Annotated in this window: 9 protein-coding genes; 6 read left to right on the top strand and 3 right to left on the bottom strand. The window is 52.2% G+C overall.

What is annotated here, in order from left to right:
- Positions 1–196: 196 nt before the first annotated feature.
- A complete protein-coding gene (gene nadC, locus ESM_RS0110880; protein WP_001135155.1) occupies positions 197–1090 on the bottom strand; it encodes a carboxylating nicotinate-nucleotide diphosphorylase in 894 nt (297 codons plus the stop codon).
- A gap of 87 nt (positions 1091–1177) precedes the next feature.
- On the opposite strand from nadC, the gene ampD reads away from it, so the two are divergent.
- A complete protein-coding gene (gene ampD, locus ESM_RS0110875) occupies positions 1178–1729 on the top strand; it encodes a 1,6-anhydro-N-acetylmuramyl-L-alanine amidase AmpD (protein ID WP_000923708.1) in 552 nt (183 codons plus the stop codon).
- Positions 1726–2580: a beta-lactamase regulator AmpE gene (gene ampE, locus ESM_RS0110870; protein ID WP_000171988.1), complete on the top strand. Its 855-nt coding sequence runs from the start codon at positions 1726–1728 to the stop codon at positions 2578–2580. Before ampD ends, ampE begins: the two co-directional genes overlap by 4 nt.
- Positions 2581–2622: 42 nt before the next feature.
- Here ampE and aroP read toward each other — a convergent pair whose 3' ends face one another.
- The gene (gene aroP / locus ESM_RS0110865; protein ID WP_000969908.1) at positions 2623–3996 is read right to left on the bottom strand and encodes an aromatic amino acid transporter AroP; all 1374 of its coding nucleotides are present in this window, start codon (positions 3994–3996) and stop codon (positions 2623–2625) included.
- Positions 3997–4536: 540 nt separating this feature from the next.
- Here aroP and pdhR point away from each other — a divergent pair.
- From pdhR to lpdA, 4 genes are all read left to right on the top strand, one after another.
- On the top strand, positions 4537–5301 hold the full coding sequence (pdhR, locus tag ESM_RS0110860; RefSeq protein WP_000331776.1) for a pyruvate dehydrogenase complex transcriptional repressor PdhR: 765 nt from the start codon (positions 4537–4539) through the stop codon (positions 5299–5301).
- Positions 5302–5461: 160 nt separating this feature from the next.
- Positions 5462–8125, top strand: a complete 2664-nt coding sequence (gene aceE / locus ESM_RS0110855; protein ID WP_000003835.1) for a pyruvate dehydrogenase (acetyl-transferring), homodimeric type — start codon at positions 5462–5464, stop codon at positions 8123–8125.
- 14 nt (positions 8126–8139) lie between these two features.
- Complete coding sequence (gene aceF, locus ESM_RS0110850; RefSeq protein WP_000963495.1) at positions 8140–10032, top strand: pyruvate dehydrogenase complex dihydrolipoyllysine-residue acetyltransferase; 1893 nt, start codon at positions 8140–8142, stop codon at positions 10030–10032.
- A 207-nt stretch (positions 10033–10239) separates the two neighbouring features.
- Entirely contained in the window at positions 10240–11664 is a 1425-nt protein-coding gene (gene lpdA / locus ESM_RS0110845; protein WP_000102487.1) for a dihydrolipoyl dehydrogenase, read from the top strand.
- Positions 11665–11905: 241 nt separating this feature from the next.
- On the opposite strand, the gene ESM_RS0110840 is transcribed toward lpdA, so the two are convergent.
- Positions 11906–13663: a DUF3300 domain-containing protein gene (locus ESM_RS0110840; protein WP_000705177.1), complete on the bottom strand. Its 1758-nt coding sequence runs from the start codon at positions 13661–13663 to the stop codon at positions 11906–11908.
- Positions 13664–13864: the final 201 nt, after the last annotated feature.

Genomic DNA, 13864 nt, shown 5'->3' with positions numbered 1-13864 from the left:
GCTCCTTGATTTCGTTGGCGCTACTTTGGCAAACGCCATCGGCACAGGCGAGGGGCAAAAAACGAAACGGGAAGGCGGGTTCCGAGGTTTTTTATTATGTTGCAGTGAAAGACAAGATATTTGCGAGGCGTTACGAAGAAAGTTGGAGAAGGTAAGATTCATCCGCTCGCTACGGAGCGGATGAATCTGTCAGCAATTAGCGAAAACGCATTGAAAGGTCGAGTGCCTGTACGTGTTTGGTCAGTGCGCCGACAGAGATAAAGTCCACGCCTGTTTCGGCAAATTCGCGCAGAGTTTTGTCGGTGACGTTACCCGAAACTTCCAGCAGCGCCTTACCATTGGTACGTTTGACAGCTTCGCGCATTTGTTCTGTTTCGAAGTTATCCAGCATGATGATATCGGCACCTGCTTTCAGGGCTTCATCAAGTTCTTCCAGATCCTCGACTTCGACTTCTACTGGCGCATCCGGGTGCAGCCAGGACGCTTTTTCGACCGCCTGACGTACTGAGCCAGAGGCAATAATATGGTTTTCTTTAATCAGGAAGGCGTCAGAAAGTCCCAGGCGGTGATTCGCTCCGCCGCCGCAAAGTACCGCATATTTCAGAGCCGAACGCAGACCGGGCAAGGTTTTGCGAGTATCCAGCAACTGCGTGTTGGTGCCTTCCAGCAGTTTGACATAGTGGCGAACCTTACTGGCAACCCCAGAAAGGGTTTGTACAAAATTGAGCGCCGTGCGTTCACCCGTTAACAGCACGCGGGAGGGGCCTTCAAGTTCGAAAAGGAGTTGATTGGCGTTGATGACATCACCGTCATCCACATGCCAGATAATGGTGACATCGTCACCAGCCAGTTGAATAAACACCTCTTCAACCCAGCGTTTGCCGCAAAATACGCCATTCTCGCGGGTGATCACTGTTGCATGAGAGCGAGAATTTTCCGGTAAAAGTTTTGCCGTAATATCATTGTTGGCATCGACTGTTCCGCCTAAATCTTCCCGCAGCGCCTGGGCCACCGCGCCGGGTATATCGAGATTAATGCGTTCCAGCAGCTCGTCACGTCGGGTGTCAGGGTTATAGCGGCGAGGCGGCATGTTAAAACTCCAGATAGCTAACGAATCATAAGGTAGAAACATGCTACTCTGAACCGGATATTAGCACCACATATAAGGAGATCCTGCATGTTGTTAGAACAGGGGTGGCTGACCGGCGCGCGCCGCGTTCCCTCGCCTCATTACGATTGTCGCCCGGATGACGAAGTTCCCACCCTGCTGGTGGTGCACAATATTAGCCTGCCGCCAGGTGAGTTTGGCGGCCCGTGGATCGACGCATTATTCACCGGAACTATTGATCCGCAGGCGCATCCCTTCTTTGCTGAGATAGCTCATTTGCGCGTTTCCGCTCACTGTTTGATTCGCCGTGATGGTGAAATTGTCCAGTATGTTCCTTTCGATAAACGCGCCTGGCACGCGGGTGTCTCTCAGTATCAAGGTCGTGAACGCTGTAATGATTTTTCTATTGGGATTGAGCTGGAAGGCACCGATACGCTGGCTTACACCGATGCGCAGTATCAGCAACTGGCGGCGGTCACTCGGGCGCTGATTGATCGCTATCCAGCTATTGCTAATAACATGACGGGGCATTGCGATATTGCGCCGGATCGTAAAACCGATCCTGGTCCTGCATTTGATTGGGCACGGTTTCGCGCGCTGGTCAGCAAGGAGACAACATGACGCTATTCACAACCTTACTGGTGTTAATTTTTGAGCGCCTGTTTAAGTTGGGCGAGCACTGGCAGCTTGATCACCGCCTTGAAGCGTTCTTTCGGCGGGTGAAACATTTTTCACTCGGGCGCACGTTAGGTATGACCATTATTGCGATGGGGGTGACTTTTTTGCTGTTGCGCGCGTTGCATGGGCTATTGTTCAACGTTCCGACGCTGCTGGTGTGGCTGCTGATTGGTTTGCTGTGTATTGGCGCAGGTAAAGTTCGTCTTCATTATCATGCTTATCTGGCAGCCGCTTCACGTAATGATAGCCATGCCCGTTCCACAATGGCTGGCGAACTCACTATGATTCACGGCGTCCCTGCAGGCTGCGATGAACGTGAATACTTGCGGGAACTGCAAAATGCACTGCTGTGGATTAACTTTCGTTTTTACCTGGCACCGCTGTTCTGGTTGATTGTGGGGGGAAGTTGGGGGCCAGTTACGCTGATGGGGTATGCGTTTTTGCGCGCATGGCAATACTGGCTGGCGCGTTACCAGACGCCGCATCATCGTTTACAGTCGGGGATTGATGCAGTGCTTCATGTCGCGGATTGGGTGCCGGTTCGCCTTGCGGGAGTGGTTTATGCCTTGATCGGCCACGGTGAGAAAGCGTTACCTGCCTGGTTTGCTTCGCTGGCCGATTTCCATACTTCGCAATATCAGGTGTTAACGCGTCTGGCGCAGTTCTCTCTGGCGCGTGAACCGCATGTCGATAAGGTGGAGACACCGAAAGCAGCAGTTTCAATGGCGAAGAAAACCTCGTTTGTGGTCGTGGTAGTGATTGCGCTACTGACGATTTACGGGACATTGGTGTAAAGATTGTTGCCCTCACCCAGACAGGGTGAGGGCGGAGAGAGGTTAATGCGCTTTTACTGCTTTTGCTGTTTTCTCTTTAAACAGATAGCCGATGCCTAACACCACCAGCCATACCGGGATCAGGTAAACCGAAATCGCCATCCCCGGCGTCATCAGCATAATTACCAGTACCGCCGCCATAAACAGCAGGCAGATCCAGTTACCCAGCGGATAGAGCAGGGCAGGGAAGCGGGTAGCCACACCTTGTGCTTGTTTGGCACGACGGAATTTCATGTGCGCAAGACTTATCATCGCCCAGTTGATTACCAGAGCGGAAACCACCAGCGCCATTAACAGTCCGAATGCGGACTCTGGGGCAAGGTAGTTAATCAGTACGCACAATGCCGTAACCAGCGCAGATACCAGAATGGTGTTGACCGGTACGCCGCGTTTATCGACGGAAGCGAGCATTTTCGGTGCATTTCCCTGTTGTGCCAGACCAAACAGCATACGGCTGTTGCAGTAGACGCAACTGTTGTACACGGAAAGTGCCGCCGTCAACACCACGATATTCAGGGCGTTAGCCACAAAGGTGTCGCCCAGTTCATGGAAGATCAACACGAATGGACTGGTATCAGCGGTAACGCGCGTCCACGGCATCAGTGAGAGCAGGACGGCTAACGAACCAATGTAGAAAATCAGGATGCGGTAGATAACCTGATTGGTTGCTTTCGGGATGCTTTGCTCCGGGTTATCGGCTTCTGCGGCGGTGATCCCCACTAGCTCCAGACCACCAAACGAGAACATGATAATCGCCATCATCATCACCAGCCCGGTGAAGCCGTGCGGCAGGAATCCGCCCTGTTCCCAGAGGTTACGGACGGTCGCTTGCGGACCGCCGTTGCCACTGAACAGCAGCCAGCCGCCGAAGATGATCATCGCCACCACCGCGATAACTTTGATAATGGCAAACCAGAACTCCATCTCGCCAAACACTTTAACGTTGGTCAGGTTGATGGCGTTGATCACCACAAAGAACACGGCGGCAGAAGCCCAGGTTGGGATATCCGGATACCAGAACTGAATGTATTTGCCGACGGCAGTAAGCTCCGCCATGGCAACTAATACGTACAATACCCAGTAGTTCCAGCCTGAGGCGAAGCCAGCAAAGCTCCCCCAGTATTTATAAGCAAAGTGGCTGAAGGAGCCTGCTACCGGTTCTTCGACCACCATTTCACCTAGCTGACGCATGATCAGAAAGGCGATAAAACCAGCAATGGCGTAACCCAGAATGATCCCTGGCCCTGCGGACTGTATTACGGAGGCGCTTCCCAGGAATAGCCCGGTCCCTATCGCGCCACCCAGCGCGATAAGCTGAATATGGCGGTTTTTAAGGCCGCGCTTTAGCTGCTCGCCGTGCTGTTGACCTTCCATCATGAAACCTCGTGCGGTGATTGTTTTTTTGATCTACGCAGTGATGCGTGTGTAAGTTTGCAATTCCGTTTGTTGTATTAATTTGTTTACAACTTGGAAGTTTGAATTGTTACAAAAAGACTTCCGTCAGATAAAGAATAATGGTATGCCGCAGCGAATGCACCCGCTTTATGCATGGTTGAAGATGGGTTGTCTAAAAAGAAACCATTTGTAAAGACCAGTCTCAAACAATCCCACCCATAACAAAGAATATAAATTCATTTTTATTGAATTAAAAATCGAAAAATTGGTAAGTGAATCGGTTCAATTCGGATTTTTATAGTTTAATAATCGTTAAAAAAAACCTTGCTCACGTAAAGCCTACATTTGTGCATAGTTACAACTTTGAAACGCTATATATGTCAAGTTGTTAAAATGTGCACAGTTTCATGATTTCAATCAAAACCTGTATAGACATAAGGTGAATACTTTGTTACTTTAGCGTCACAGACATGAAATTGGTAAGACCAATTGACTTCGGCAAGTGGCTTAAGACAGGAACTCATGGCCTACAGCAAAATCCGCCAACCAAAACTCTCCGATGTGATTGAGCAGCAACTGGAGTTTTTGATCCTCGAAGGCACTCTCCGCCCGGGTGAAAAACTCCCACCGGAACGCGAACTGGCAAAACAGTTCGATGTATCCCGTCCCTCATTGCGTGAGGCGATTCAACGTCTCGAAGCGAAGGGCTTGTTGCTTCGTCGCCAGGGTGGCGGCACTTTTGTCCAGAGCAGCCTCTGGCAAAGCTTCAGCGATCCGCTGGTGGAGCTGCTCTCCGACCATCCTGAATCACAATACGACTTGCTCGAAACACGACACGCCCTGGAAGGCATAGCCGCCTATTACGCCGCGTTGCGTAGTACCGATGAAGACAAGGAACGCATTCGTGAACTCCACCACGCCATAGAGCTGGCGCAGCAGTCTGGCGATCTGGACGCGGAATCAAACGCCGTACTCCAGTATCAGATTGCCGTCACCGAAGCGGCCCACAATGTGGTTTTGCTTCATCTGCTAAGGTGTATGGAGCCGATGTTGGCCCAGAATGTCCGTCAAAACTTCGAATTGCTCTATTCGCGTCGAGAGATGCTGCCGCTGGTGAGTAGTCACCGCACTCGCATATTCGAAGCAATTATGGCCGGTAAGCCAGAAGAAGCGCGCGAAGCATCGCATCGCCATCTGGCCTTTATCGAAGAAATCTTGCTCGACAGAAGCCGTGAGGAGAGCCGCCGTGAGCGTTCTCTGCGCCGTCTGGAGCAACGAAAGAATTAGTGATTTTTCTGGTGAAAATTAGCCAGAAGATGTTGTAAATCAAGCGCATATAAAAGCGCAGCAACTAAACGTAGAACCTGTCTTATTGAGCTTTCCAGCGAGAGTTCAATGGGACAGGTTCCAGAAAACTCAACGTTATTAGATAGATAAGGAATAACCCATGTCAGAACGTTTCCCAAATGACGTGGATCCGATCGAAACTCGCGACTGGCTCCAGGCGATCGAATCGGTCATCCGTGAAGAAGGTGTTGAGCGTGCTCAGTATCTGATCGACCAACTGCTTGCTGAAGCCCGCAAAGGCGGAGTCAACGTAGCCGCAGGCACCGGCGTCAGCAACTACATCAACACCATCCCCGTTGAAGAACAGCCGGAGTATCCGGGTAATCTGGAACTGGAACGCCGTATTCGTTCAGCTATCCGCTGGAACGCCATCATGACGGTTCTGCGTGCATCCAAAAAAGATCTGGAACTGGGCGGCCACATGGCGTCTTTCCAGTCTTCCGCAACCATTTATGATGTGTGTTTTAACCACTTCTTCCGTGCACGCAACGAGCAGGATGGCGGCGACCTGGTTTACTTCCAGGGGCACATCTCCCCGGGCGTTTACGCACGAGCTTTCCTGGAAGGTCGTCTGACTCAGGAGCAACTGGATAATTTCCGTCAGGAAGTCCACGGTAATGGCCTCTCTTCCTACCCGCACCCGAAACTGATGCCGGAATTCTGGCAGTTCCCGACCGTATCTATGGGGCTGGGGCCAATCGGTGCTATCTACCAGGCGAAGTTCCTGAAATATCTGGAACACCGTGGCCTGAAAGATACCTCTAAACAGACCGTTTACGCATTCCTTGGTGACGGCGAGATGGACGAACCAGAATCCAAAGGTGCGATCACCATCGCTACCCGTGAAAAACTGGATAACCTGGTCTTCGTTATCAACTGTAACCTGCAGCGTCTTGACGGCCCGGTCACCGGTAACGGCAAGATCATCAACGAACTGGAAGGCATCTTCGAAGGTGCTGGCTGGAACGTGATCAAAGTGATGTGGGGTAGCCGTTGGGATGAGCTGCTGCGTAAAGATACCAGCGGTAAACTGATCCAACTGATGAACGAAACCGTTGACGGCGACTACCAGACCTTCAAATCGAAAGATGGTGCGTACGTTCGTGAACACTTCTTCGGTAAATATCCGGAAACCGCAGCACTGGTTGCAGACTGGACTGACGAGCAGATCTGGGCATTGAACCGTGGCGGTCACGATCCGAAGAAAATCTACGCTGCATTCAAGAAAGCGCAGGAAACCAAAGGCAAAGCGACAGTAATCCTTGCTCATACCATTAAAGGTTACGGCATGGGCGATGCGGCTGAAGGTAAAAACATTGCGCACCAGGTTAAGAAAATGAACATGGACGGCGTGCGCCATATCCGCGACCGTTTCAATGTGCCGGTGTCTGATGCAGATATCGAAAAACTGCCGTACATCACCTTCCCGGAAGGTTCTGAAGAGCATACCTATCTGCACGCTCAGCGTCAGAAACTGCACGGTTATCTGCCAAGCCGCCAGCCGAACTTTACCGAGAAGCTGGAGCTGCCGAGCCTGCAAGACTTCGGTGCGCTGCTGGAAGAACAGAGCAAAGAGATCTCCACCACTATCGCTTTCGTTCGTGCCCTGAACGTGATGCTGAAGAACAAGTCGATCAAAGACCGACTTGTGCCGATCATCGCTGACGAAGCGCGTACTTTCGGTATGGAAGGTCTGTTCCGTCAGATTGGTATCTACAGCCCGAACGGTCAGCAGTACACCCCGCAGGATCGCGAGCAGGTTGCGTACTATAAAGAAGACGAGAAAGGTCAGATTCTGCAGGAAGGGATCAACGAGCTGGGCGCAGGTTGTTCCTGGTTGGCTGCGGCGACCTCTTACAGCACCAACAATCTGCCGATGATTCCGTTCTACATCTATTACTCGATGTTCGGATTCCAGCGTATTGGCGATCTGTGCTGGGCGGCTGGCGACCAGCAGGCGCGTGGCTTCCTGATCGGCGGTACTTCCGGTCGTACCACCCTGAACGGCGAAGGTCTGCAGCACGAAGATGGTCACAGCCACATTCAGTCGCTGACTATCCCGAACTGTATCTCTTACGACCCGGCTTACGCTTACGAAGTTGCTGTCATCATGCATGATGGTCTGGAGCGTATGTACGGTGAAAAACAAGAGAACGTTTACTACTACATCACCACGCTGAACGAAAACTACCACATGCCGGCAATGCCGGAAGGTGCTGAGGAAGGTATCCGTAAAGGTATCTACAAACTCGAAACCATTGAAGGTAGCAAAGGTAAAGTTCAACTGCTGGGCTCCGGTTCTATCCTGCGCCACGTCCGTGAAGCAGCACAGATCCTGGCGAAAGATTACGGCGTAGGTTCTGACGTTTATAGCGTGACCTCCTTCACCGAACTGGCGCGTGATGGTCAGGATTGTGAACGCTGGAACATGCTGCATCCGCTGGAAACTCCGCGCGTTCCGTACATCGCTCAGGTGATGAACGACGCTCCGGCAGTGGCATCTACCGACTATATGAAACTGTTCGCTGAGCAGGTCCGTACTTACGTACCGGCTGACGACTACCGCGTACTGGGTACTGATGGCTTCGGTCGTTCCGACAGCCGTGAGAACCTGCGTCACCACTTTGAAGTTGATGCTTCTTATGTCGTGGTTGCGGCGCTGGGCGAACTGGCTAAACGTGGCGAAATCGATAAGAAAGTGGTTGCTGACGCAATCGCCAAATTCAACATCGATGCAGATAAAGTTAACCCGCGTCTGGCGTAAGAGGTAAAAGAATAATGGCTATCGAAATCAAAGTACCGGACATCGGGGCTGATGAAGTTGAAATCACCGAGATCCTGGTCAAAGTGGGCGACAAAGTTGAAGCCGAACAGTCGCTGATCACCGTAGAAGGCGACAAAGCCTCTATGGAAGTTCCGTCTCCGCAGGCGGGTATCGTTAAAGAGATCAAAGTCTCTGTTGGCGATAAAACCCAGACCGGCGCACTGATTATGATTTTCGATTCCGCCGACGGTGCAGCAGACGCTGCACCTGCTCAGGCAGAAGAGAAGAAAGAAGCAGCTCCGGCAGCAGCACCAGCGGCTGCGGCGGCAAAAGACGTTAACGTTCCGGATATCGGCAGCGACGAAGTTGAAGTGACCGAAATCCTGGTGAAAGTGGGCGACAAAGTTGAAGCTGAACAGTCGCTGATCACCGTAGAAGGCGACAAGGCTTCTATGGAAGTTCCGGCTCCGTTTGCGGGCATCGTGAAAGAGATCAAAGTGAACGTTGGCGACAAAGTGTCTACCGGCTCACTGATTATGGTCTTCGAAGTTGCGGGGGCAGCCAGCGCGGCAGCTCCGGCTCCGGCGGCAAAACAGGAAGCGGCTCCGGCACCTGCGGCAGCGACTGGCGTGAAAGAAGTTAACGTTCCGGATATCGGCGGTGACGAAGTTGAAGTGACCGAAGTGATGGTGAAAGTGGGCGACAAAGTTACCGCTGAGCAGTCACTGATCACCGTAGAAGGCGACAAAGCTTCTATGGAAGTTCCGGCTCCGTTCGCGGGCGTGGTGAAAGAACTGAAAGTGAATGTTGGCGACAAAGTGAAAACTGGCTCGCTGATTATGATTTTCGAAGTTGAAGGCGCAGCGCCTGCGGCAGCTCCGGCGAAACAGGAAGCGGCAGCTCCGGCCCCGGCTGCAAAAGCTGAAGCTCCGGCAGCAGCACCGGCTGCAAAAGCGGAAGGCAAATCTGAATTTGCTGAAAACGACGCTTATGTTCACGCGACTCCGCTGATCCGCCGTCTGGCTCGCGAGTTCGGCGTTAACCTGGCGAAAGTGAAGGGCACAGGCCGTAAAGGTCGTATCCTGCGCGAAGACGTTCAGGCTTATGTGAAAGAAGCCATCAAACGTGCAGAAGCGGCTCCGGCAGCGACTGGCGGCGGTATCCCAGGCATGTTGCCGTGGCCGAAGGTGGACTTCAGCAAGTTTGGTGAAATCGAAGAAGTGGAACTGGGTCGCATTCAGAAAATCTCTGGTGCTAACCTGAGCCGTAACTGGGTGATGATCCCGCACGTTACCCACTTCGACAAGACCGATATCACCGAGCTGGAAGCGTTCCGTAAACAGCAGAACGAAGAAGCTGCGAAACGTAAGCTGGATGTGAAGATCACCCCGGTTGTCTTCATCATGAAAGCCGTTGCTGCGGCACTTGAGCAGATGCCTCGCTTCAACAGTTCGCTGTCGGAAGACGGTCAGCGTCTGACCCTGAAGAAATACATCAACATCGGTGTGGCGGTGGATACTCCGAACGGCCTGGTTGTTCCGGTATTCAAAGACGTCAACAAGAAAGGCATCATCGAGCTGTCTCGCGAGCTGATGACCATTTCCAAGAAAGCGCGTGACGGTAAGCTGACTGCGGGCGAAATGCAGGGTGGTTGCTTCACCATCTCCAGTATCGGCGGCCTGGGTACTACCCACTTCGCGCCGATTGTGAACGCACCGGAAGTGGCTATCCTCGGCGTTTCCAAGTCCGCGATGGAACCTGTGTGGAATGGTAAAGAGTTCGTGCCGCGTCTGATGCTGCCGATTTCTCTCTCCTTTGACCACCGCGTGATCGACGGTGCTGATGGTGCGCGTTTCATTACCATCATTAACAACACGCTGTCTGACATTCGCCGTCTGGTGATGTAAATAAAAGAGCCGGCCCAACGGCCGGCTTTTTTCTGGTAATCTTATGAATATATTGAGGTTATCAGGTAATAGACAAATCGGTTGCCGTTTGTTGTTTAAAAATTGTTAACAATTTTGTAAAATACCGACGGATAGAACGACCCGGTGGATAATGGGCGTCATAAAAAAAACGTCAGACCCGCCGGAGATAAATATATAGAGGTCATGATGAGTACTGAAATCAAAACTCAGGTCGTGGTACTTGGGGCAGGCCCCGCAGGTTACTCCGCTGCCTTCCGCTGCGCTGATTTAGGTCTGGAAACCGTAATCGTAGAACGCTACAACACCCTTGGCGGTGTTTGCCTGAACGTCGGCTGTATCCCTTCTAAAGCACTGCTGCACGTAGCAAAAGTTATCGAAGAAGCCAAAGCACTGGCTGAACACGGTATCGTTTTCGGTGAGCCGAAAACCGATATCGACAAGATTCGTACCTGGAAAGAGAAAGTTATCACTCAACTGACCGGCGGTCTGGCTGGTATGGCGAAAGGCCGTAAAGTGAAAGTGGTCAACGGTCTGGGTAAATTCACCGGGGCGAACACCCTGGAAGTTGAAGGTGAGAACGGTAAGACTGTGATCAACTTCGACAATGCGATCATCGCGGCGGGTTCTCGCCCGATCCAACTGCCGTTTATTCCGCATGAAGATCCGCGTATCTGGGACTCCACTGACGCTCTGGAATTGAAAGAAGTGCCAGAACGCCTGCTGGTTATGGGTGGCGGTATCATCGGTCTGGAAATGGGGACGGTATACCACGCGCTGGGTTCACAGATTGACGTGGTTGAAATGTTCGACCAGGTTATCCCGGCAGCAGATAAAGACATCGTTAAAGTCTTCACCAAGCGTATCAGCAAGAAATTCAACCTGATGCTGGAAACCAAAGTCACTGCCGTTGAAGCAAAAGAAGACGGTATCTACGTGACGATGGAAGGCAAAAAAGCACCGGCTGAACCACAGCGTTACGACGCCGTGCTGGTGGCGATTGGTCGTGTGCCGAACGGTAAAAACCTCGACGCAGGCAAAGCAGGCGTGGAAGTGGACGACCGTGGCTTCATCCGCGTTGACAAACAACTGCGTACCAACGTACCACACATCTTTGCTATCGGTGATATCGTCGGTCAGCCGATGCTGGCACACAAAGGTGTTCACGAAGGTCACGTTGCCGCTGAAGTTATCGCCGGTAAAAAACACTACTTCGATCCGAAAGTTATTCCGTCTATTGCCTATACCGAACCAGAAGTTGCATGGGTGGGTTTGACCGAGAAAGAAGCGAAAGAGAAAGGCATCAGCTACGAAACTGCCACCTTCCCGTGGGCTGCTTCTGGTCGTGCGATCGCTTCTGACTGCGCGGACGGTATGACCAAGCTGATTTTCGACAAAGAGTCTCATCGTGTGATCGGTGGTGCGATTGTCGGTACTAACGGCGGCGAGCTGTTGGGTGAAATCGGTCTGGCAATCGAAATGGGTTGCGACGCTGAAGACATCGCGCTGACCATCCACGCGCACCCGACTCTGCACGAGTCTGTGGGCCTGGCGGCAGAAGTGTTCGAAGGTAGCATTACCGACCTGCCGAACCCGAAAGCGAAGAAGAAGTAATTTTTCTTGTGCCGGGGCATCCGGTAAATTAAGAAGCGGCTATTCTGACACTTCAGATTGTTGGCAAAGTGCTGGTTGTTTACGCCGGATGCGGCGTAAACGCCTTATTCGGCCTACAAAATCATGCAAATTCAATATATTGCAGGTTCCGTGTAGGCCCGATAAGCTTGCGCATCGGGCAATTCGATGTTTGTCATCAGTCTTAAGCGGCTAACAGCGCCGCTTTTTTTATGCCTGCAATTTACCTTTCCAGTCTCCTTGCTCCACGCTCAGACAACCGTTCGCGTACCGCTGACCGTTGTTCGTTATTCAGTCTGGCCGGACGGTTATTGTCGTTTAAACGCTGCGGGTGACTCTTCTGAATTCTCGCGCGTGCGACCTGCCGCTGTTCTGGTGATGCCGATTGAATACGCTGGCGGGCGTTATCACGCTGTTGTTGGCCCTGCGGGCGCTGCTGTACTTTTTCTTTAAATACCTGGCGCTGTTCGGGAGTAGTGGACTGAATATGCTGACGTGCCGTCTCTCTTCGCTGCTGATTCTGCGGGCTGGTTTGCATTTTCTCGCGGACTGCCTGGCGCTGCTCAGGAGAGGCCGATTGATAACGCTGGCGAGCGGTGTCCTTTTGCTGCCGGGTCAGTAGCTGGTGACGGCTGAACTCGCGGAAGTCGTCATAACTCCCATCGTGTTCCGCCTCATTAAACCGCTGTGCCGCAGCCTGACGTTGGGTGTCGCGCGTAGTGACTGGTGCAGCATGTGTTCGTTGCTGAAACTGACTTGCAGCCGCCTGGCGCTGGTTGTCGCGCGACGGTGCGGGTAGTTGTGTGGCGCTCATACCGCTTTTGACATCGGTTTGATGAAATCGCTTAGTCATATCCTGATCATGATAAGGCACACCATCGCGGTAATTCGGATTGTGCCGCCATGCCATATTCTTATCCGTAAGATGCTCACCGGTGATACGGTTGAAATTGTTGACGTCGATGTTGATGTTGTCGCCGTTGTGTTGCCAGCCGTTGCCGTCACGATGACCACCGTCGTGGTGATGATAATCATCGTTGTCGTGGTGATGGTGGTCATGATCGTCGTCATCCCAGTCGATGCTGCTGAATAACGCGTATGTGGTGGCAACGCCCATGCTGTAGCCGAATCCGCGCACGAAGCTGTCAACAAACGGTTCTCCGGCTGGTGGCGGCAGGTAAACCGGCGGATACGCGGTATTGGCCCAGTTCCCGTAAACCACGGTTGGGTTGTAGTTGGGAATATAAACTACATCCGGATTGGCTGGCTCAATGGTTATTACGGTCGGCGCAGGTTCTGCGACGACGGGGCTGGATGTTGAAACGGTATTGTATTGTGTGACAGGAGCCGTGACAGTCTGTTTTAGCGGTACGGCTTGCTTCGTGGTCGTAATAACTTTCTGTTCAGTTGATGACTTCAGTGACCCGGTTTGTTGCGCCAGTTGCCGCAAACGTTGTACCGAGTCCATCACATCCTGCGGCTGCGCCAGAAACGCATCGCCAAGATTTTGTACCCACTGCGGGTTTTCACCCATCAACGCCATCAATTGCGGAAAAGCCACCAGTGATTTGACGCTGGCATCCCACGGCTGACCGGATACTGCCTGAATAGCCGCATCGCCTTGTTTGAGCGGGTTATCGTGCGACCACTGCACGGCCTGGGCGACATTTGCCGGATAGGTCGATGCCATCAGCACTTGCGAAAGCAGTGCATCGGGGTACAGCGCGACAGGTGCGAGCCATTGATCGATTTGCGCAGTACTGAAGGCAGATTTGACGACGGCAGGCGTTACCGGGGGCATGGAAACTGTTGCAGGAAGCGTAACCGCAGCGACGTCAGGCGCAGACTGTTGTGTTGATTGCGCTACTACGGGGGCTTCCACCGTGCGACTTTTCACATACAACGTACCGGAAGCGGCACATAGCCCGGCGCTGCAAATTAGCGCCAGCACATGGGGTTTAAACGGCAAAGTAATTTTCATAGTCCTGATCTCAAGGAAATCGCAATGGTCGACGAACTGCCACCCGCAGGTGCTGTAGGCACGAGTATAAAGAGGCGGTAGTTTAAATTTTGACTAATGTTGGGATTTGTTGAGAAGGGTGATTATCACAATGCGAATTAACAGGTTTTTCGGAGGGAAACAATCTCTAGACTATCCTTAACGATTCAGCCACTTTTTTAT

Origin of the sequence: Escherichia sp. TW09308, from assembly GCF_000208565.1 — a bacterium.
Lineage (GTDB): Bacteria > Pseudomonadota > Gammaproteobacteria > Enterobacterales > Enterobacteriaceae > Escherichia > Escherichia marmotae.
This window is presented reverse-complemented; position numbering and strand designations above follow the sequence as displayed.

Coding starts and splice junctions, on each gene's coding strand:
- aceF (WP_000963495.1), top strand. CDS start 8,140: ATGGCTATCGAAATCAAAGTACCGGACATCGGGGCTGATGAAGTTGAA.
- lpdA (WP_000102487.1), top strand. CDS start 10,240: ATGAGTACTGAAATCAAAACTCAGGTCGTGGTACTTGGGGCAGGCCCC.
- ampD (WP_000923708.1), top strand. CDS start 1,178: ATGTTGTTAGAACAGGGGTGGCTGACCGGCGCGCGCCGCGTTCCCTCG.
- ampE (WP_000171988.1), top strand. CDS start 1,726: ATGACGCTATTCACAACCTTACTGGTGTTAATTTTTGAGCGCCTGTTT.
- aroP (WP_000969908.1), bottom strand. CDS start 3,996: ATGATGGAAGGTCAACAGCACGGCGAGCAGCTAAAGCGCGGCCTTAAA.
- nadC (WP_001135155.1), bottom strand. CDS start 1,090: ATGCCGCCTCGCCGCTATAACCCTGACACCCGACGTGACGAGCTGCTG.
- pdhR (WP_000331776.1), top strand. CDS start 4,537: ATGGCCTACAGCAAAATCCGCCAACCAAAACTCTCCGATGTGATTGAG.
- aceE (WP_000003835.1), top strand. CDS start 5,462: ATGTCAGAACGTTTCCCAAATGACGTGGATCCGATCGAAACTCGCGAC.
- ESM_RS0110840 (WP_000705177.1), bottom strand. CDS start 13,663: ATGAAAATTACTTTGCCGTTTAAACCCCATGTGCTGGCGCTAATTTGC.